Annotated in this window: 17 protein-coding genes; 6 read left to right on the forward strand and 11 right to left on the reverse strand. The window is 74.6% G+C overall.

Translation table 11 applies throughout. From position 1 onward, the window contains the following. Positions 1-18: 18 nt before the first annotated feature. Complete coding sequence (locus tag ABT403_RS14735; protein ID WP_344161290.1) at positions 19-867, reverse strand: alpha/beta fold hydrolase; 849 nt, start codon at positions 865-867, stop codon at positions 19-21. Next, complete coding sequence (locus tag ABT403_RS14740) at positions 864-1451, reverse strand: TetR-like C-terminal domain-containing protein (protein ID WP_344161287.1); 588 nt, start codon at positions 1449-1451, stop codon at positions 864-866. The genes ABT403_RS14735 and ABT403_RS14740 overlap by 4 nt, the downstream gene beginning before the upstream one ends. Positions 1452-1581: 130 nt before the next feature. Between ABT403_RS14740 and ABT403_RS14745 the strand changes: the two genes are divergently transcribed. The 3 genes from ABT403_RS14745 to ABT403_RS14755 all read left to right on the forward strand — a co-directional run bounded on the left by ABT403_RS14745 (position 1582) and on the right by ABT403_RS14755 (position 3943). Then, positions 1582-2103 (forward strand): toxin-antitoxin system HicB family antitoxin, encoded by a 522-nt coding sequence (locus ABT403_RS14745; protein ID WP_344161284.1) that lies wholly within the window; start codon positions 1582-1584, stop codon positions 2101-2103. An 85-nt stretch (positions 2104-2188) separates the two neighbouring features. Further along, the gene (locus ABT403_RS14750) at positions 2189-3028 is read left to right on the forward strand and encodes a DUF4097 family beta strand repeat-containing protein (RefSeq protein WP_344161281.1); all 840 of its coding nucleotides are present in this window, start codon (positions 2189-2191) and stop codon (positions 3026-3028) included. 162 nt (positions 3029-3190) lie between these two features. Further along, entirely contained in the window at positions 3191-3943 is a 753-nt protein-coding gene (locus ABT403_RS14755) for an LmbU family transcriptional regulator (protein WP_344161278.1), read from the forward strand. Here ABT403_RS14755 and ABT403_RS14760 read toward each other — a convergent pair. The 3 genes from ABT403_RS14760 to ABT403_RS14770 all read right to left on the reverse strand — a co-directional run bounded on the left by ABT403_RS14760 (position 3940) and on the right by ABT403_RS14770 (position 9005). Beyond that, entirely contained in the window at positions 3940-4740 is an 801-nt protein-coding gene (locus ABT403_RS14760; protein WP_344161275.1) for a dimethylarginine dimethylaminohydrolase family protein, read from the reverse strand. The two genes, ABT403_RS14755 and ABT403_RS14760, sit on opposite strands and share 4 nt — an antisense overlap. A gap of 485 nt (positions 4741-5225) precedes the next feature. Continuing rightward, complete coding sequence (locus tag ABT403_RS14765) at positions 5226-8204, reverse strand: ATP-binding protein (RefSeq protein WP_344161272.1); 2979 nt, start codon at positions 8202-8204, stop codon at positions 5226-5228. Between the two features lie 36 nt (positions 8205-8240). Further along, positions 8241-9005 carry an SDR family NAD(P)-dependent oxidoreductase gene (locus ABT403_RS14770; protein WP_344161269.1) on the reverse strand — a complete coding sequence of 255 codons (765 nt, stop codon included), beginning with the start codon at positions 9003-9005 and terminating at the stop codon, positions 8241-8243. 361 nt (positions 9006-9366) lie between these two features. Here ABT403_RS14770 and ABT403_RS14775 point away from each other — a divergent pair, with 361 nt between their 5' ends. Next, the gene (locus ABT403_RS14775) at positions 9367-11631 is read left to right on the forward strand and encodes an MMPL family transporter (protein ID WP_344161262.1); all 2265 of its coding nucleotides are present in this window, start codon (positions 9367-9369) and stop codon (positions 11629-11631) included. Positions 11632-11748: 117 nt separating this feature from the next. Here the strand turns inward: ABT403_RS14775 and ABT403_RS14780 are convergent, their stop codons facing one another. The 4 genes from ABT403_RS14780 to ABT403_RS14795 all read right to left on the reverse strand — a co-directional run bounded on the left by ABT403_RS14780 (position 11749) and on the right by ABT403_RS14795 (position 15620). Further along, entirely contained in the window at positions 11749-12252 is a 504-nt protein-coding gene (locus ABT403_RS14780; RefSeq protein WP_344161258.1) for an allene oxide cyclase barrel-like domain-containing protein, read from the reverse strand. Between the two features lie 148 nt (positions 12253-12400). Next, entirely contained in the window at positions 12401-13243 is an 843-nt protein-coding gene (melC2, locus tag ABT403_RS14785) for a tyrosinase MelC2 (protein ID WP_344161254.1), read from the reverse strand. After that, positions 13240-13659: an apotyrosinase chaperone MelC1 gene (melC1, locus tag ABT403_RS14790; RefSeq protein ID WP_344161251.1), complete on the reverse strand. Its 420-nt coding sequence runs from the start codon at positions 13657-13659 to the stop codon at positions 13240-13242. The genes melC2 and melC1 overlap by 4 nt, the downstream gene beginning before the upstream one ends. An 80-nt stretch (positions 13660-13739) precedes the next feature. Next, positions 13740-15620: a serine/threonine-protein kinase gene (locus ABT403_RS14795; RefSeq protein WP_344161248.1), complete on the reverse strand. Its 1881-nt coding sequence runs from the start codon at positions 15618-15620 to the stop codon at positions 13740-13742. 222 nt (positions 15621-15842) lie between these two features. On the opposite strand from ABT403_RS14795, the gene ABT403_RS14800 reads away from it, so the two are divergent. Then, positions 15843-16667 carry an endonuclease/exonuclease/phosphatase family protein gene (locus ABT403_RS14800; protein WP_344161244.1) on the forward strand — a complete coding sequence of 275 codons (825 nt, stop codon included), beginning with the start codon at positions 15843-15845 and terminating at the stop codon, positions 16665-16667. Positions 16668-16749: 82 nt separating this feature from the next. On the opposite strand, the gene ABT403_RS14805 is transcribed toward ABT403_RS14800, so the two are convergent. Beyond that, entirely contained in the window at positions 16750-18096 is a 1347-nt protein-coding gene (locus ABT403_RS14805; protein ID WP_344161242.1) for a lysine N(6)-hydroxylase/L-ornithine N(5)-oxygenase family protein, read from the reverse strand. A gap of 171 nt (positions 18097-18267) precedes the next feature. On the opposite strand from ABT403_RS14805, the gene ABT403_RS14810 reads away from it, so the two are divergent. Further along, the gene (locus ABT403_RS14810) at positions 18268-18960 is read left to right on the forward strand and encodes an FMN-binding negative transcriptional regulator (RefSeq protein ID WP_344161239.1); all 693 of its coding nucleotides are present in this window, start codon (positions 18268-18270) and stop codon (positions 18958-18960) included. A 15-nt stretch (positions 18961-18975) separates the two neighbouring features. Here ABT403_RS14810 and ABT403_RS14815 read toward each other — a convergent pair whose 3' ends face one another. Continuing rightward, positions 18976-19560 (reverse strand): LmbU family transcriptional regulator, encoded by a 585-nt coding sequence (locus ABT403_RS14815; RefSeq protein ID WP_351649009.1) that lies wholly within the window; start codon positions 19558-19560, stop codon positions 18976-18978. Positions 19561-19900 lie beyond the last annotated feature (340 nt).

Raw genomic sequence — 19900 nt, forward strand, 5'->3', positions numbered from 1 at the left:
AGCGCCCGCCCCGGGGGGTCAGTGTGCGTTCAGGGTTTCCAGGAGGCGCTCGGCGAATGGGGCCGGGTGTTCCGCGCAGCCGACGTGGCCGCCCGGGAAACGCGCGAAGGGGGCGGTGGTCAGCTCCGCCAGGCGGGCCGCCGGGCCGTGGAGGGCCGGGATCTCCCGCGAGTCCTCGCCCGCCGCCAGGACGAGGCGGTCGGCGGAGGCCTTCAGGGCCCGTAGGTCCGGGGCGCTGCTCGTGAACGGGACCAGGACGTGCTCCAGGAAGAACGGCTGGTTCGCGTACATGCGCGGGGCCATCTCCAGGATTTCGGGGGGCAGTTCGACGGGTTCCGCACGCTCCGGGGCGCCGCCCAGGCCCTGGGACATGTGGGCCATCCCCGCGCCCGGCCCCTGTGTCCGCGTCAGCTCGCGGACCTCGGCGAAGAGCGTCCGGTACGGTGCCGGGTCCTCCAGCACCTCCACCAGCGGCGGCTCGTGCGCCACGAGCCGGCGCACCCGCTCCGGGTGGCGGGCCAGCAGGCCGAGAGCGGCGACGGCGCCCGCGCTGCACCCCAGGACGTCCGCCGGCGCGCCGGGGGAGACCAGGTCCAGCACCCGGCGGGCGTCGTCGGCCCAGTCCTCCACCCGCTGGTCGCCGGCCGGACCGTGGAGCGGGCTGCGGGACTGGCCCCGGGGGTCGTACGAGACCACCGTGCGGCCGGCGGCGGCCAGGGCCGGGGCCATGCCCGCGTACAGGCCGGCGTCCGCCCCTCCGCCGGGGATCAGCAGCAGCACGGGGCCGCTGCCGCGCCGCTCGTAGTACAGGGTGGCGCCCGGGACTTCGAGCGTCCCCGTCGTGGGCGTGGTGGTGGGCGTGGTCATCGTGATTCCCCCTCGTTCCTCGGCGGCCAGTTCTCCAGGGCCACGTGCAGTGCGTCGAGCCCCCGCGCCCAGGACGCCCGCACCTCGCGGGCGTGCCCGAAGGCGCCGCTCAGCTCCAGGTGGACGTAGCCGTGGAAGGTGCTGCGCAGCAGCCGCGCCGCGTCCGTCAGGTCCGGATCCTCCAAGCCGTAGCCCCGCAGCATCCCGTAGGTCAGTTCCACGCTGCGCAGGAGCCCGGCCGAACCGGCCACCTCCTCCGGGTTGAACCGCATCTGCGAGGCGGCGTAGCGGCCCGGGTGTTCCAGGGCGTACTCCCGGTAGGCGTCGGCGAACGCGACCAGCGCGTCCTTGCCGGACCGCCCGGCGACGGCGACCGCGATCCGCGCGGTCACCTCCTCGCCGGCCAGCAGCGCCACCCGTACCCGCAGGTCCCGCAGGCCCCGCACGTGCGAGTAGAGGCTCGCGTCCTTGACGCCGAACCGCCGCGCCAGCGCGGACAGGGACACCTTCTCGATCCCGTCCGCGTCCGCCATCTCGGCGGCGGCCTCCGTGAGCCGTGCGGCGTTGAGTCCTGCGCGCACCATCCGGCACCTCCCCTGTGGCTAGTCGCTCTAGGAGTGAACCTAGGGGCTCTAGGTTTGAGTTGTCCAGCCGGTTTACGCGTGGCACACGTCGAAACTGGTCATGGTGCCACATATGTGCCATAGTGGCGCCATGGATCTGAGGCCGTACGTAGAGAACCTCCGGCACGAGCTCGCCGTCGCCGCCGACGCGGGCGGGGACGAGGCCCGCGCCCTGGCCGGCCGGCTCACCGCCCCGCTGGAGTCGGCCGCCCGGCTGACTCTCCTGAACGCGCTGTCCGACGCGATGGACGAGGTCACGCGGGACCTGGCGCCGGGATCGGTCTCGGTCCGGCTGCGCGGCCTGGACCCCGAGTTCGTCGTCAGCGTCCCGGAGGCCGAGCCCCCGTACGAGGAGCGTCCGGCCGCCCCCGCCGCGCCGCCGGCCCCCGTCCTCCCCGAGGGCGAGGAGGGCGGCACCGCGCGCATCAACCTCCGCCTGCCCTCCCACCTCAAGGCACGCGCCGAGGAAGCGGCCGTCCGCGAGGGGATCTCCGTCAACTCCTGGGTGGTCCGCACCCTGTCCGCGGCCCTGGCCGGGACCGCCGCCGAGCAGCAGCCCGCCGGGCTGCGCCGCACCCGGACCGGACAGAGCTACACCGGCTGGGTGCGCTGACCGGTCTCTTCAGGCCGCCCGCCCCCGCACCCCCCGCCCGCCCGACCGGCGGGAGCCCGCACCACGTCATGAGGATCGGACCGCCATGCTTAGCTTCGAGACCCCCGCACCGATCGCCGTCTCCGTCGAGATCGAGGTGGGCTCCGTCCTCCTCACGGCCGGCGACCGGCCGGACACCGTCGTCGAGGTGCTGCCCGCCGACCCCGCCGACCCGGAGGACGAGCGCGCGGCCCGGGAGAGCAGGGTCGACCACGCCGACGGCACGCTGACCGTACGCGGCCCCAGGAAGCGCCTCCCGTTCGGCCGGATCGGCTCGGTCGAGGTGCACATCGAGCTGCCGGCCGGCTCCCGCGTCCGCGCCTCCACCGGAGTGGGCGCCCTCGTCCTGGACGGGGCCTTCGGCGCGTGCGTCCTGAAGTCCGGCGCCGGGGACCTCCGGGTCGGCGCGGCCGGCCCGGTCGAACTGCGCACCGGCCACGGCGACGTCCTCCTGGACCGCTGCGCCGGCGACGCCGAGGTGCACGGCGCGGGCCGGATCGCCCTCGGCCGGGTCGACGGCGCGGCGACCGTCAAGAACCTCAACGGCGACACCGAGATCGGCGAGGTCACCGGAGACGTACGGGCGAACAGCTCCAACGGCGCCATCACCGTCGACCGGGCGCACGGCTCCGTCGTGGCCAAGTCCGCCAGCGGCGCCATCCGGGTCGGCGGACTGGCCCGGGGCAAGGCCGACCTCCAGACCGCCGCCGGCCGGATCGACATCGGCATCCGCGGCTCCGTCGCCGCCTGGCTCGACGTCACCTCCCGCCTGGGCAAGGTCCACAACTCCCTCGGCCCCTCCGAGGGCCCCGAGGGCTCCGACGGGGTCGTCGAGGTGCGGGCCCGTACCGCCATGGGCGACATCGTGATCACCCGCGCCGCCTGACGGGGCGCCGCCGGCCGGCTCCGCACGAATGCCAGGGTTGCTCAGATCGCCGTCAACTCCGTCTCAACCCCCGCGCCGGCCCGCTCCCGCCTGCCTAGTCTGGCCAGCCGGAAGGCCATGAGATGCCGAGTGGCCGGTCGAGCCGCAGGGGGATGATGCGAGATGTCCGGCATCCGCGCACGGGGAGAGCTGACCACCGCCCGGGGACAGCGCGCCCCCGTCCACCGCAGGGTGACCCTCAGCCGGCTGCCCTGTCTGGAGACGCTGACCAAGTCGGGCATGACCTTCTCCCCGGCCATGCCGCAACGCTCCTGGGAGGAGATCGGCAGCCAGCTCCGGGACCTGGCCAGCTCCTCCGCGTGGTGGCTGGGCGACTGGCTCCTGTTCGGGGAGACCGCCTACAGCGGCCGCTACCGCGAGGCGGTCGGCCGGACCGGGCTCGACTACCAGACCCTGCGCAACTACGCCTGGGTGGCCCGCAGGTTCGAGCACGACCGGCGCCGTGACGCCCTCAGCTTCGCCCACCACGCCGAGGTGGCCCGCCTGGCCCGGCCCGAGCAGGACTACTGGCTGCGCCGCGCCGAGGAACAGGGCTGGTCGCGCAACGAACTCCGCAGACAGCTCCGGGCCGGCCTCGCCGAACAGCGCGGCGGGGAAGCGCGGGAGGCCGCGGGGCCGGGGCGGCGGGAGCCGGCGGACGAGGCGGCCCCGGCCACCCTGCGGATCGCCCTGCCGAAACCGGACCTCGACCGGCTCCTCGCGGTGGCGGCCTCCTGCGGGCTGAGCCTGAACGACTGGGCGGCCCACGTCCTGCAGTCCGCCGTCAGCGCCCAGGCCCCCGGCCCCGGCACCACCCCCGAGAACTCCCAGGCCTCCCAGGCCTCCCAGGCCTCCCAGGCCTCCCAGGCCTCCTAGGCCGGGAGGCGGTTGTCGAGCGTGAGGGCGGTGCAGCGGACCCCGCCGCCGCCCTTGCGCAGCTGCGCCGTGTCGAGTTCGACCACCGTGAAGCCCCGCTCGCGCAGGGTCGCGGCCAGCCGGGGCGCGCCGGTGGTCATCGTCACGGTCCGGCCGTCGCTGATCAGGTTGAGGGCGAAGGCCCGCGCCTCCTCGGTGCCCACCTCGATGAGATCGAGCCCGAGGGAGTGCAGCACGCCCACGCTCTCCGGCTCCAGCGCGCCCGGGTGGTAGGCGAGCGTGCCCTCGTCGATCACGGCCACGGCCAGGTCCAGGTCGTACCACTCCTCCCCGGCCGTGCGCAGCGCCACCACCTCGTGGCCGGTCAGGTCCGCCAGGACGTCGTGCATCCGGCGGTCCGTGCGCTGGCCGTGGCCCGCCAGCAGCAGGTCCCCGCAGGCCAGGGCGTCGCCCTGGCCGCTGAAGGAGTACGGGGCGTCGAACACGTCGATCCCGTTCTCCTTCAGCCAGGACCGGAAGTACGGGATCTCCGCGGCGCGCGCGGCCGGCGGGTCGCCGAGCACGGCCCGGTCGCCGCACACCCAGGCCCCGTTGGCCGTGTACACCATGTCGGGGCACTCGGGGGCCGACGCCATCCGGTGGACCGTACGGCCGGCCGCGACGTGCGCGGCGGCGATCGCGGCGTGCTCGCTGACGGCGGCCCGCGTGTCCGGCTGGACGCTCGTGTCCATGTACGGGTTGATGACGTAGTCGATGCGGAAGTGGGCGGCATCGGACATCAGCAGTTCGGAGTTCATCCGTGGGCTCCAGGGGCGGGGTTGGGGGCCTGGGGTGGCGGGGCTGGTCCGGACGGTGGCAGAGCCGGGCGGACCCGAGCGGAACGGAAGGCGACCACCGGGTGGTGCGCACCCGGCGCCCGGACGGGCGCCCGGGGCGGCGGGGCGGCGCGGGGGCGCCTCCACGGCCGCACCGGGCCGGGTGCGCCGCCGTGCCCGCCGGGACCCGGCTCCCGCGACCGGGTGGAGTGGAGCGCCCGCCGGCCGGCGGTCCGGAAGCGGCCGGGGGCGGGCGCCGTCGCCGCGTTCGAGGATGGCAAGCACGGCCTCGATCGGGCAATGCCCCCGCCCCCGGGTCGCGCCTTCCGCTGTCCCGCCGGCGGGACAGCCCCCGAAGACCCCCGGCCGGCGGGCGGACCCGGGAACGTCGACGTCGCGGTGGCGAGCCGGGCCGCGCCTCGCGGCCCCACGGCGATCACGGAGTCCGGCGACCAGCCGTCTCCCCGTCAGGACGCGTGTGCGGACACCGTGTCGACGACGTCCTGCGGCAGGCCCAGCAGCCGCAGCGCGGCGGGGGCCGCGGCGCCCACCACGGCCGCCGCCGACGCGGCGGCCTGCGCGTAGCGGGTCCGGGCCGCCGCGTGGTCCCCGTACGACTCCGCGACCCGGCCCAGGCCGGCCAGGGCCCGCACCCGGCTGCCCGCGCTCTTGACCCAGTGCGGGTCGATCCGTTCCAGTGCCTCCGCGTACAGGTGTTCGGCCCGTGCCCCGTCGCCCTCGCGCAGGGCCAGGTCGCCGAGTCCGCGCAGGGCCGCCGCCAGCGCGGCCGAGCCGCCGGCCCGGCGGGCGAGGGACTCCGCCCGCGCGTAGTCGGCGCGGGCCCGGGCCGGGTCCGCGTCCACGAGGTGGTCGGCCCGGTTGACCAGCAGGTCGGCGCTGTCCTCCAGGGCGCCGAGCCGCTCCGTCAGCGCCAGCGCCTCGTCGGTCAGCGCCACCGCCCCCGCCCGGTCCCCGCGCGCCGCCGCCATACCGGCCAGCACGTCCAGGACCAGCGCGCCGCCCCAGCCGTCGCCGACCGCCCGGAACCCCTCGGCGGCCTCGGCGAAGGCCCGTTCGGCGGCGGCCGGGTCGCCCGCCCCGAGGGGCCCGAACCCGGACACGTACGCCGCCACCGCCCGTACCCACGGCTCGGGGCGCCCGCACTGCGCCGACACCAGGGCGAACGCGTCCAGCGGATCGGCCTCCGTCGCGTTGCGCAGCATCCACGGGAGCAGCACCACGGGATACCGTCCGCCGGGGCCGTCCGCGTCCCAGGCGGCGGCCAGCAGTTCCCAGGCCCGCGCCCGGTGGCGCCGCCACGGCGCGAGTCCGCCGGGCGCGCCGGCCGCCAGCAGCACGCACGCCGCGTACTCCTCGCCCAGCCCGGCCGGGGGAGCGTCCCCGACGGCGTCCAGCACGGCCGCGGCCTGCGCCGCGACCGACCCGGAGACCCCGCGGATCCACAGGTACCCGGAGGCCGAGGCCAGCAGTTCCAGGGCCGTCTCCCAGTGGCCCTGCCCGACGGCGCGGCCGAGCGCGGACAGCAGGTCGCCGTGCCCGGCCGCCAGCCGCTCCAGCCACTCCCGCTGCCCGGCACCCCGCAGCAACGGCTCGGCCGTGCGGGCCAGTTCCAGCACGTACCGGGTGTGGGCCCCTGAGGCGGACGCGGTCTCGCCCGCCTCCTCCAGCCGCTCGGCGCCGTACGCCCGGACCGTCTCCAGCATCCGCAGCCGCCCGCCGGAGAACTCCAGCAGTGACTTGTCGACCAGGGACTCCAGCACCTCGGAATCCAGCCCCCCGGACTCCAGCGCCCCGGACTCCAGCCCCCCGGACTCCAGCTCCCCGGCCCCCGGCGCCCTGCCGCCGGACCGGCACACCGTCAGCGCCGCCCGTGGCGTCGCGCCCCCGGGGAACACCGTGAACCTCCGCGCGGCCCGCTGCTCCTCCCCGGACAGCAGGTCCCAGCTCCAGGCGACCACCGCGCGCAGGGTGCGGTGGCGCGCGTCGGCGCCGCGGTTGGCCCGGGCGGCGGCGATCCCGAGCCGGTCGTCCAGCCGTTCCGCCAGATCGTCCACGTCCATCGTGCGCAGCCGGGCCGCCGCCAGCTCGATGGCCAGCGGCAGGTTGTCGAGCGCCGCGCAGATCCGCTCCACCCGCTCCGGCGCGGCCGTGAACCCGCGCCGCACCGCCGAGGCCCGTTCGGTGAACAGGCGCAGGGCCGCCGCGTCCTCCAGGGGCCGCACCGGCCACAGGTGCTCCCCGATGACGCCCAGCGGCTCCCGGCTGGTGGCCAGGATCCGCAGCTGCGGGCAGACCGACAGCAGCCGCCCGGCCAGCGCGGCGGCCTCCCCGGCCAGGTGCTCGCAGTTGTCCAGGACCAGCAGCAGCACCCGGTCGGCCAGCGCCGTCGCCAGCCGGTCCACGGGACCCTGCCCGCCGCCGGGCTGGAGCCCGCTCTCGCGCAGCCCCAGCGCCGCCAGCACGGCCCCCGGCAGGCCGGAGCCCTCGCGCAGCGAGGCCAGTCCGACGAAGCACACGTCATCGGCGGCGGCCCCCGCCGCCTCCACCGACAGCCGGGTCTTGCCGACCCCGCCCGGGCCCACCAGCGTCACCAGCCGGGCCACCCGCAGCATCCGGGCCACCTCGGCGACCTCACCGTCGCGGCCCACGAAGGAGGTCAGCTGGGCGGGCGGGCGGACCTGCGCGGGGGAGGGGTCGAACTCCAGCAACTCCCGGTGCAGGGCGACCAGTTCGGCCGACGGGTCGCTGCCCAGCTCATCGGCCAGCCGGATGCGGGTCTCCTCGTACGCCGCCAGGGCCTGCGCCTGCCCGCCGTCGGCGGACAGGGCCCGGATCAGCAGGGCCGCGAGGCGTTCGCGCAGCGGGTGGCGGCCGGTCAGCTCGCGCAGCTCCGCGACGGCGTCCCGGTGGCCGCCGAGCCGCAGCTCGGCCTCGATCCGGTCCTCCAGGGCCCCGAGCCGCAGCTCCTCCAGCCGTACCCGGACCGTCCGGGCGGTGTCGCCGCCGGGCAGGTGCGCGACGTCGGCCAGTGCCGGGCCGCGCCACAACTCCAGTGCCTCACACAGGAGTTCACGGGCCCGCTCGGGCTCCGCGCCGGCCAGCGCGGCCCGTCCCTCGCGGGCCAGCCGCTCGAACCGGCCCGCGTCCACGTCCTCGGGGGCCACGGCCACCCGGTAGCCCGCCCCCGCCCGCTCGATCACGTCCGCCCCCAGGGCCGCGCGCAGCCGGGACACCTGGGACTGCAGCGCGTGCGCCGACAGCGAGCCGTCCGGGGCCATCTCGTCCGCGAGCCGTTCGGCCGCCACCACCTCCCCGGGCCGCACCAGCAGCAGGGTCAGCAGGGCCCGCCGGGCGGGCCCCCCGACGGGGACCTCGGTGCCGTCGTCGCGCCGGGCCAGAGTCTCGCCGAGGATGGAGAACCGCATGCCGGCGATTATCCCCGGCGGCGGTTCATCCGATGATCACCCGAGCGGGCCGAGCCAGGTGCCCCCGGAGACGTCCACGGTCTGCCCGGTCATCCACCGTCCCTGCGGCCCCGCGAGGAAGCCGACCACGTCGGCGACGTCCTCCGGCTCGCCGAGCCGCCCGAGCGCGGTGATCCCCTCCAGCGCGGCCACCACCTCCGGGACGGCCGTGTAGCCGGCGGTCATGTCGGTGCGGACGGCGCCCGGCGCGACCGTGTTCACCGTGATGCCGCGCCGGCCGAGCTCGTTGGCCAGCGTGGGGGCCATGGCCTCCAGGGCCGCCTTGCTGACGGTGTAGCCGATCTGGCTGGTCACCGCGAAGCGGCTGGCCGCCGAGCCCATGTTGATGATCCGGCCGCCGTCGTTGAGCAGCGTCAGCGCGCGCTGGATCACGAAGAACGGGGTGGTGACGTTGACCGTCAGCAGCCGGGCGAACTCCTCCTCGGTGACCTGGCCGATCGAACTGCCCGAGCCGATACCCGCGTTGTTGACGAGGACGTCCAGCCCGCACCCGCCCAGCCCGGCGGCCAGCCCCTCGAACAGGGCGTCCACCGCGCCCTCCTCCCCGAACCGGGCCCGCACCGCGAAGGCGAGGCCGCCCGCCTCCTCGATCCGCGCCACCGTCTTCAGGGCCGCCTCCTCGTCGCCGCCGTAGTGGACGGCGACCAGGGCGCCCTCGGCCGCCAGTCGCAGGGCCACCGCCCGGCCGATCCCCCGGGAGCCGCCCGTCACCAGTGCCGTCTTGCCGTTCAGCGTGCCCATGACCTGCTCCTCGTACCGGGCCGGACCTCGGTGGTCCGGCGACGGGAACCACGGTTGCCCGGGCCGCTCACCGCACGCTCACCGTCCGCTCACCGCCTCCGGTGGAGTCGCGGTGGTGCCACGGTGGTGCCTGGCCGGAGTCCCCTTATTTTTCGCGTATTCCGGGGCTACCGAGGGAAACATCTGCCAGGCTTCGAGGGTCTTTGGTGCCATGTGGTGTATGGGTGACATCAGGAAGTACACCTTGATGGCTCCGTGAAGCGCCATACGTGTGCCATAGTGGTGCCACTCATCGGGCCCCGTGTCGTACGGGACCGGCCCCTTCCTCATCGTCGCCACACCCCACGGGAGTCTGTTCGCCATGGCCACCTTCCTTTACAAGACGGGCCGGTTCGCCTTCCGGCGGCGGGGTCTGGTGACCCTGCTGTGGCTGGCCGTCCTCGTCGCCGTCGGTCTCGCGGCCTCCACCGCCCCGCCCCCGCCCGCCGACACGTTCTCCATGCCGGGCACGGAATCCCAGCGGGCCTTCGACGTGCTCAAGGAGAAGTTCCCCGCCGCGAGCGCGGACGGCGCCACCGCCCGCGTCGTGGTCCGCGCGCCCGCCGGGCGCAAGCTCTCCGACCCGGACCAGAAGGCCAAGGTCGAGGGCCTCGTCGCCGCCCTCGCCAAGGCCCCCGAGGTGGTCTCGGCCTCGGACCCCTTCACCACCGCCACCGTCAGCAAGGACGGCACCACCGCCTACGCCGTGGCCGGGTACAAGGTCTCCGCCCTCAAGCTGACCGACGCGGCGCACGACGGACTCGACGCCGTACTGGAGAAGGGCCGGGCCGACGGCCTGACCGTCGAGGCCGGCGGTGACGCCGTCAAGGTCGAAGCCCCCATGGGCGGCGCCGAGGGCATCGGCATCCTCGTCTCCGCCGTGGTCCTGCTGCTCACCTTCGGCTCCCTGGTCGCCGCCGGCATGCCGCTGCTCACCGCCGTGATCGGCGTGGCCGTCGGCAGCGCCGCCGTCACCGCCCTCGGCAGCACCCTCGGCCTGTCCGCCACCACCTCGACCCTGGCCATGATGATCGGCCTCGCGGTCGGCATCGACTACGCCCTGTTCATCATCTCCCGCTACCGCTCCGAGATGTCCGAGGGCCGCGAACGCGCCGACGCCGCCGGCCGCGCCGTCGGCACCGCCGGATCGGCCGTGGTCTTCGCCGGCCTCACCGTCATCATCGCCCTCGCCGGACTCGCCGTCGTCAACGTCCCGATGCTCACCAAGATGGGCCTCACCGCCGCCGGCACCGTCGCGATCGCCGTCCTCATCGCGGTCACCCTCGTCCCCGCGCTCCTCGGCTTCGCCCCCGTCAAGGTCATGCCCCGCCTGGACCGCAGGGCCATCTACGGCAAGCCCCTCACCCCCCGCCTCCAGCGCCGGGCCGACAAGCTCGCGGCCCGCACCAAGCCCAACCTCGGCACCCGCTGGGCCCGGTTCGTCGTACGCCGCCCCCTGCTGGTCCTCGCCGTCGGCGTCCTCGGCCTCGGCGCCCTCGCGGTGCCCGCCGCCAGCCTCCAGCTCGGCCTGCCGGGAGAGGGCACCATGGCGCCGGACACCACCCAGCGCAAGGCCTACGACATGCTGTCCGAGTCCTTCGGGCCCGGCTTCAACGGCCCGCTGACCGTCACCGTCCAGGCCAAGGACGCGGCCGCCGCGGCCGCCGCCGTCGGCAGGGAACTCGCCGGGGTCGAGGGCGTCGCCACGGTGACCCCCGCGACGCCCAACGCCGCCGGGGACACCGCCGTCCTGGGCGTCGTCCCCTCCTCCGGACCCACCGAGCACCGGACCGAGGAACTGGTCACCACCATCCGCTCCAGGGCCGGCGCCATCGAGGCGGACACCGGGGCCGAGATCCTGGTCACCGGCCAGACCGCGCTGTTCATCGACTTCTCCCGGACCCTCGACGACGCGATGCTGCCCTACCTGGGCCTGGTCGTCGGCCTCGCCTTCCTGCTCCTGGTCCTGATCTTCCGTTCGCTGCTCGTCCCGCTCAAGGCGGCCCTCGGCTTCCTCCTGTCGGTCTCCGCCGCCCTCGGCGCGGTCGTGGCCGTCTTCCAGTGGGGCTGGCTCGCCGACGTCCTCGGCATCGAGCAGCCCGGCCCGGTCATGAGCACCCTCCCGATCTTCATGATCGGCGTGGTCTTCGGCCTCGCGATGGACTACGAGGTCTTCCTCGTGACCCGGATGCGCGAGGCGTACGTCCACGGCGCCGCGCCCGACGAGGCCGTGGTCACCGGGTTCCGCTACGGCGGACGGGTCGTCAGCGCCGCCGCGATCATCATGACCAGCGTCTTCTCCGGCTTCATCCTGGAGACGAACGACTTCGTGAAGATGGTCGGCTTCAGCCTCGCCACCGCCGTCCTCTTCGACGCCTTCGTGGTCCGCATGGCCCTGGTCCCGGCCCTGTTCACGCTCCTCGGCAAGTCCGCCTGGTGGCTGCCGCGCTGGCTCGACCGGGTGCTGCCGAACATGGACGTGGAGGGCGAGAAGCTGAACCGGTCGCACTCCGTCCCCGTCGCCCAGGGCGGACCGGCCCCGCAGCCCGCCCGCGAGCGCGAGGCCGCGCACGACTACTCCGCCTGACCCGCCCACCCGCACCGCCACCGCGCCCGTACGCCGGGGGGATCCGCTCCCCCCGGCGGACGGGCCGCGGCGCGACGAGTACCGCCGCGAGGGGCAGGCCGCGGGCCTGCCCGCGCCTCAGTCGAGGTCGATGGTGAAGCGCCGCACGCCCGTCCCGATCGTGTCGGCGTGGACCTGGCCGCGGGCCCGGTCGTACTTCCCGGTGCCGCCGGTGATCGCGACGTCGAACGAGGGCGGCGGGCCCGGGACGAGGATGTTGAAGAGCAGGCCCTGCGTGGTCAGCTGGCCGCCCGGGAGCTTGTAGGTGACGGTGCACTCCTCCGCACCGCCGTTCTCGACCCGGGTGGTGGTGCAGGAGCCCCCGGTCTCGCCGACCTCCTTGCCGTTCTTGTCGAAGAGCACCGACCGGAAGACGGTCCGGTCGCCCTGGGCGGCGGGCCCGAGGGGGTGGACGGGGAAGCGCGACTGCTGCGCGAGCCGGCCGGTCAGCGTGATGACCTTGTCCTTGTCCTTGGCGGGGGAAGGACCGGTGTCCGACGCGGCGGACGCGACGGGGGCGCAGGCGAGGAGGGCGGCCAGCGCGGTGGCCGTGCCGAGACGGGCTGGGGTGAAGGGGCGCATCGTGCGGCTCCTGGGGTCGGGGTTCACGGATGGCCGGACGACCCATTCATAGCCTCGACCGGGCCCGCGCCCGGAACGTCCGGCCCGACCCACCGGCAGATCCGGCCGATCGGACCACACGGCGGGCGGGACCGGGCCCGGACACGCCTCAGTACCGCTGCGCGCCGTTCTCCGTGTCGAACGTGTAGAACTTGTGGTGGTCGAGCATGTCGGCCGGGGTCACGTTGTTCCACGGGCTCAGTACGGACCGCAGGTCGACCACGTTCGGCGTCCGGTTGGCCGGCAGGTAGCCCGACTTCGGGTTCTTCGCCTGCCACTCGGCCCACAGCTTGTCGATGAAGGCGTGGTGCAGCCAGAACACGGGGTCGTTGGGGGAGGCCGCGGAGGTCATCTGGCCGCCTACCCACATGTGCACGCGGTTGTGCAGGTTGACGCCCCGCCAGCCCTCCAGGGCGTTGCGGAAGCCGCCGGAGGCGCTGTTCCAGGGGGCGGTGTCGTACACCGGTATGGCGAGCACGGAGTCCACGTCCGCCCGCGTCGGCAGCTGCGGGGTCCCGGACCCCAGGCCGCGCCGCAGGTAGGTGCGGCGGTCCACGCCCACCGACAGCACCCACTTGCCGCCCTGCGCGCCGAAGGGGCCGTCGAGCACCTGGCCGTCGCGCCCCCGGCGGGTGCCGCCCATGAAGTCCGAGGCCCACAGCGAGGAGTTGGCCGTACGGTCCTGCGTCCAGTCCCAGTAGGGGAGCGAGACGTTGCGGTCGATCCGCTGGAGCGCCGCCTCGAAGTCCAGCAGGAACCGGCGGTGCCAGGGCAGGAAGGACGGGGAGCGGTGGCCTATCCGGTCGCCGAAGTCGGAGTCGTTCAGCAGGTACCAGTTGTGGGCGTTGACGTACCGGTCGTAGACGCCCGTCCGCTTCAGTTCGAGCACCGCGTTGACGAAGGCGCGCTTCTCGTCCGGCGTGAGGGTGGCCTGATTCTTGCGGACGGTCACAGCTTGGCTTCCTTAGCGACGAACGGGACGAGGTCGGCGCCCTGGAGCTCGCGGACCGCGGCGCGGGCGGCCGAGATGGGGTCCGGGAAGGTCTCGTAGTGGTTGACGACGGTGACCCAGGTGCCGTCGGCGTTGGGCATGATGTGCAGGTCGTTGCCGTCGATCTTGACGACGGGCATCGGCATGCCGTGGTGGCCGCCGGGGCCCACGGTGATCTGGATGCGGTGGCCCTCGAACGTCTCGTCGATGGTGCCGGTGGGTATGGACATCGGCGCGCCCGACGCCGCCGCAGCGCCGGACGGGCCGGCCGCCGGAGCGGCGGCGGGGTCCTTCTTGGACGAGCAGGCGGCCAGTCCCAGGGCTGCGGCGACACCGGCGCTGAGCCCCAGCGCCTGCCGGCGAGTGATCATGTTCATGGCTTGAATTGGTATCAGAAGCGCTTGAACACCCGATCGGTGCCCCGCGCAACCACTTCCCGCCCCTCCCGGCGTGCCCCTCAGGCCTGGCGCGTCCAGCGCTGCGAGGCGTCGCCGTCGCACGAGGACGTCACCAGGCCGCCCCCGAAGCCCAGGTCGAGGCAGGCCCCGGCGGAGTCGCGCAGGGTGCCGTTCGCCCCCGTGCGCCACAGCCGGCCGAAGTCCTGGGTGCAGTCGCCCACGAAGACCGCCTGGTTCGGGCCGTTGGAGTACAGGCACTGGCCGCTGTCCTCGTTGACCAGCTTGAAACTGCCGTCCGGCCGGGCGCGCACGGTCCACCGGGCGGAGGAGTTCCCGCAGTCGCCGGGGGCCGAGGAGCCGAAGACCTGGACGACGCACTGGCCGTTGTTCCCGTTGCGGTAGCGCCCGGCCCCGGAGGCGGGCGGCGGCGGCGGGGCGGCCGTCACGGGCCCGCCCCCGCCCGAGGGGCCGGACCCGCCCGCGCCGTTGCCCGTACCGGGGGCCGGGCCGGTGCCCGTCCCGGGCCCCGTCCCCGTGCCGGGGGCGGTGCCGCCGCCCTGGGGCGCACCCGCCGCGCCCTGCCCCGTACCGGCGGGGGCGCCGGGGGAGGGGGCGCCCGGCTGGGACGGCGCGCCCGAGGGGGCGGAGGCGGAGGGCGAGGGGGCCGACGGTGACGGGGACGGGGCCGGGGACGAGGGGCCGCCGGACGGCGGGGCGGAGGCCGGACCGCTCTCCCGGGGCGCGGCCCCCGCCTCCGCCTTCGGCTGCGAGGGGGAGCCGAACGGCAGGTTCTGGACGGCGAGCGTCGTACCGCCGGCGACCACGACCACGGGGAGGACGGCGAGCAGCACGCGGGTGCGCCGGGCCCGCCCGGCCGGCTCGGTCCGCGCGGCGGAGGCCTGCGGAGCCGGCTCGGGCGCCGTGGCCGCCTTCCCGCCGTCTCCGCCGTCCTTCCCGCCGTCCTTCTCGCCGTTCGTCCCGCCGTTCGTCCCGCCCAGCGGGAGGGTCGGTACGTCGATCTCCTGCACCCGCGCCGCGAACGCGGCCCGCTCCGCCAGCCGCCCGGTGACGGCCTCCGGCCACAGGGGGCCCTCGTCCGGGACGTGCCGGGAGGCCCGTTCCAGGAGTTCGGCCGCGCCGGGCCGGTCCCCGGGATCCTTGGCGAGGCAGGCCCCGACCAGCTCGGCGAGCTCCGCGTCCAGCTCCCGCAGCGGCTCCAGGCCGGGCTCCTCGTGCACGATCCGGTACAGCACCCCGTGCCCGGACTCCTCGCCGAACGGCGGCCGCCCGCAGGCCGCGTACGCGAGGAGGGACCCCAGCGCGAACACGTCGGTGGCACCGCTCAGGCCCCGTGTCCCCGAGGCCTGTTCGGGCGCCATGTACGCGGGGGTGCCCACGACCATCCCGGTCCGGGTGAGCCGGCTCTGCTCGGCGGCCCGGGCGACGCCGAAGTCGATGAGGGTCAGCCCCTCCAGCGTCAGCATGACGTTGGACGGCTTCAGGTCCCGGTGCACCATGTCCAGGGCGTGCACCGGAGCCAGGCTCGCGGCCGTCTCCCGCAGCAGCCGCCACAGCGACGGCGCGGGCAGCGGACCGCCGTGCACCTCCAGGGCCTCGCGGAGGGTGAGCCCGGGTACGTAGGCGGTGGCGAACCACGGGGGCCGCGCGGTGCGGTCGCTCGCGAGCAGCGGCGCGGTGGCCTCGGCGGGCAGCCGGGCGAGGTTGTCCAGTTCGTGCCCGAACCGCCGTACGAAGTCCTCGTCCTCGCCGACCACGGAGGCCAGCAGCTGCTTGACCGCGACGTACCGGCCCTCCGAGACCCCCAGGAACACCCGGCCCATGCCCCCGGCCCCGAGGCGGCCGGCCAGTGCGATCGCCCCGATCCGGCGCGGGTCGTCCGCCTCCAGCGGCTCGGCCCCGCTCCCGCCCAGCTCCACCACGTCAGCCCCAATGGGATCGAGATCAGTTCCCGGAAAGCTACCTGACGCCCCCACCGGGGCGACAGGCGCTCCCCCGCCTACTCCCGCCCGGCGCACGGCCGTTGACCCCGCGCCGGGGGGCGCGCCCCGGCCGGTGCGCGTACGCCGCGCCGCTGCCGGGGACCTCAACGGTGACAGCCCTGCCCCGCCCCGCCCGCCGTCAGCCCGACCGGGAGCCCCGCCATGCGCTGCCGCCCTCCGCGCCCCCTCCGTGCCGCCCCCCTCCGTGCCGCCCTCCTCCTCCTGCTCGCCCCGGCCCTGCCCGTCCCGGCCGCCCACGCCGCCGAGGCGCCGCCCCTGCGCGTCGTCACCTACAACATCTGCGGCAACATGTGCGCCGCCGCCCCGTACGACGACGCCCGACGCGTCGACAGCGTCGTGGCCCAGGCGTCGGGCGCCGGCTGGAACGCCGACCAGCTCTTCCTCCAGGAGGTCTGCGAGCCGCAGTACGACGCGATCCTCGCCCGGCTGGCCCCGCAGGGCTTCCACGGCCACTACGGCCCCACCCTCTCCGGCCTGCCGAAGGTCTGCGGCGGCCACCCCTACGGGAACGCCGTCCTGGTGCGGGGACCGGTCGACGCCACGGCCGACCTGGACCTGACCGTCGGCGGCGAGTCCGAGCCGATCCGCGTGCCCTGCGTACGGGGCGCGGTGAACGGCCTCACCGGCTGGGCCTGCTCCGTGCACCTCTACTGGGACGACGGCACCCGCGGCGCCCCCGAGGCCCGCAAGCTCGCCGCGCAGGCCGCGGCCTGGCGCGACGAGGGGATCCCCGTACTGCTGGCCGGGGACTTCAACCACTCGCCCCACACGGACTCCACGGCCCCCTTCTACGACGCGGGCTTCGTCGAGGCCGACCCCGCGAACACGCCCACCTTCAACGAGAAGAAGATCGACTACGTGTTCTTCGGCCACCCCGACCTCACCTGGCGCGAGGCCGAGGTCCTCCCGCTCGACCCGGCCGTCTCCGACCACCGCATGCTGCGCGCCGTCGGCGGCAGGGCCTGACCGCCCGGCGCCGCCCCGAAACGGCCGCGGGCGGGCCCGGCGCCGCCGCCGCGGCACCGGACCCGCCCACGGGGCGTTGCCCTCAGGCGGCCCTGGACGCCTCCTCCGGCTGGCGCCCCAGCTCCCGCTCGGTACGCCGCAGCACGATCGAGTCGGCGATCTCACCGCTGCGGATCGCGATGTTCGACAGCAGCGCCGAGGTCAGGCCGTGGCTGTGCTCGGTGCCGCCCTGGAGGTAGACCCCGCAGGTCAGCCCGGAGGTGGCGACGAGGCGGTAGTCGCGCTCCACCCGGTGCCGGCCCGCCGCGTCGCGCTGGAAGTGCCGGTCGAACTCCTCGCCGAGCAGGCGGGCCGGGTCCAGACCGTCGTAACCGCTGGCGAACACCAGCGCGTCCACGGCCAGTTCCTCCCGGCTGTCGTCGAGCAGCGAGCGCAGGACCACCCGCGCCCCGCCGGCGGAGCCCTCGACCGCGTCGACCCGGGTGAGGTTGCGGAAGTGCAGCCGCTGGACGCCGCGCACCTGCTCGTCGTACGAGCGCTGGTACAGGGAGCGGATGACGTCGGCGTCGACCACCGAGTAGTTGGTGTTGCGGTGGTAGCGCCAGAACGCGTCCCGCGCCCCCTCGGTGCCGAAGTAGTACTCGTCGACCGTGTCGGGGTCGAACACCTGGTTGGCGAAGGGGGTGTCGTCGGCGACGGAGTAGCCGTACGAGGGGATGACCGCGGAGACCTCGGCGTGGGGCAGCGAGTCGTAGAGGAACCGGGTGACCTCGGCCGCGCTCTGGCCGGCGCCGACCACCGCCACCCGCTTGAGGTCCTGCGGGTCCTGGGCGTTGAACCGGCTCAGGAACTCCGAGCTGTGCCACACCCGCTCGCCGGCGCTCACGCCCTCCGGCAGGCGCGGCACCAGTCCCGTGGAGACGACCACGTTGCGGGCGGTCACCGTGCTGACGGTGCCGCCGGAGCGGACCTCCACCTCCAGCAGGTCGGGCGTGCGGGCCCCGGGTCCGGTGACGGGGCGGATCGAGGTGACCTCGGCCCCGTAGGTGACCTGGTCGCTCAGGCCGGCGGCCGCCCACTCCAGGTACTGGTGGAATTCCTGCCGGGTCGGGATGAAGCTCTGGTTGTTGACGAACTGCACCAGCCGGTTCGAGGCGTGCAGGTACGAGATGAAGCTGAACCGGGACATCGGGTTCCTGAAGGTCGCCAGGTCCTTGAGGAATGAGATCTGCATGGTCGCCGACGGCAGCAGCATGTTCCGGTGCCAGCCGAACGTGGGCTGCCGCTCGAAGAAATGGGACCTGACCGGATGCTGCGGAGCGCTCGCTCCGTGCTCCTTCAAGGCGATCGCGAGCGACATGTTCGACGGGCCGAACCCGATGCCGACCACGTCGTAGATCTCTTGGTCGCGCCTGCCCGTTATGCCCATAGGATTTCTCCCCCTTGCGTCTGGAAAAACTCGGCCGGTGGCCCGAGAGACCTTTCAGAAGTGTTGCCCGGAGGGTGCTCCGAGGCAACTCGAAAACTGCCTGAAGAGCGTTTGAAGGCTTATCAGGAGCTGCTGTACCGGGAATCGTTGTCCCGTCGGCGGGACGCCGGTATGGTCGGCGCAGATTTCAGGATCCAATTGCCGAAAGGGGGAATCCCGGTGTTCGTGCCCAGCTTTTACCGTGAACCGGACAGTTCGTGGATGGTGGACCTGATCCGTGGTAATCCGATGGCGCTCGCGGTGGCCAACGGCAGCCCCGAGGACGGTCCGTTCGCCACGCACCTCCCGGTCATCCTCGATCCCGGGACCTCCGGCGAGGCCACCGGCGAGCTGCCGGGGACCGTGCTGCTCGGCCATATGAACCGGGCGAACCCGCACTGGGACGCCCTGCGGACGGGCGGCCTCCTGCTGCTGACCTTCACCGGCCCGCACTCCTACGTCTCACCCACGGTGTACGGGAAGAGCCCGGCCGCTCCGACGTGGAACTTCACCTCGGTGCACGTGCGGGGCGTCGTGGAGAAGATCGAGTCGATCGAGGAGACGCTGGAGGTGGTGCAGGCCACCGTGCGCGCCTTCGAGGGGGCGTTCGGCGAGGGCTGGGACATGACGGGGTCGCTCGACTACTTCAGGAAGATCGTCCCCGACGTGGGGGCCTTCCGGTTCACGGTGACCGGGGCCGAGGGCATGTTCAAGCTCAGCCAGGAGCAGCCCGAGGAGGTGCGCGAACGGGTGCGGGAGTCGTTCGGGAGCAGCGGGTGCACGTACAAGCGGGAGACCGCCGGCCTGATGAGCCGACTGCCCTGACCTGCCGCCGGGGCCTCAGGCGCTGACGGCCTCCTTGCGCTGCTCCCGCTCGTCGCGCTCCTCCAGCGCGCTCGCGGCCGCGCTGTCCAGGGTGGTCATCACCCACTGCTCGAAGTCGACGCCCTCCTGCTCGGCGGCCCTGTGCCACCACCGCACGCGGCTGCCCGGCACCTCCAGGCGGCGGCTCGGCTCCAGGGGCGGCCGGGCCGGCTCCGCGCTCTGGCGCGTGGCGCGCAGGGCGGAGCGCAGCTGCTTGGTGGTCCACTGCCGCTGCTCGGCGCGGTCCAGCCAGACCTCCTGCTCCCCGGCCGGCATGGAGGCCAGCTCGGCGTGGTGCTGGAAGCTCAGGGCGGGCCGGCGCCGGGCCAGCTCGAAGCGCCGGGAGACCCAGGCGTAGTTGCGCAGGGTCTGGTACGAGAGCCCGGCGGCGCGGATCCCGCGCTGGTACCGGTCGGTGTAGTGGTCCTTGCCGTACTTGAGCCAGTCGCCCAGCCACCAGCAGGACGAGTCGAGGACGCCGACGAGCTGGTGGCCGGCCCGCTCCCACTCGTCGTAGGCCAGCTGGGGCGGCATCTGCAGGCCCACCTTGGTCGTCAGCACCTGGCCCCTGCGCGGCCCGGCCCCCGCGGTCTGCGGCTGCCACGCCGGGGGCCCGGGGGGGCCGGCTGCCGTGCCGCCGTGCGACGCCGCGGTGTGACCGTCCTGACGTGCCATCGTGCCTCCAGGAGAAGGGGCGTACACAACCGGCGAGAACTGTCGCGGGGCGGGCTGGAGCGTTGCCGGAGCAGCGTTCGAACGGCCGCGCGCCGAGGAGTACAGGGGTCGTCCCGTCGACGGGACGACCCCTTCCGCCGTTGCGGGCGCGATTCGGCCGCCGATACGTCTGGAATTCGGCCTCCAGGCCCCCGAAAAGAACCAATGGGCAGGTATTTTCTGGCCA

The sequence above is a fragment of the Streptomyces sp. NPDC000075 genome, from assembly GCF_040301925.1.
GTDB classification, from domain to species: Bacteria; Actinomycetota; Actinomycetes; order Streptomycetales; family Streptomycetaceae; genus Streptomyces; species Streptomyces polychromogenes.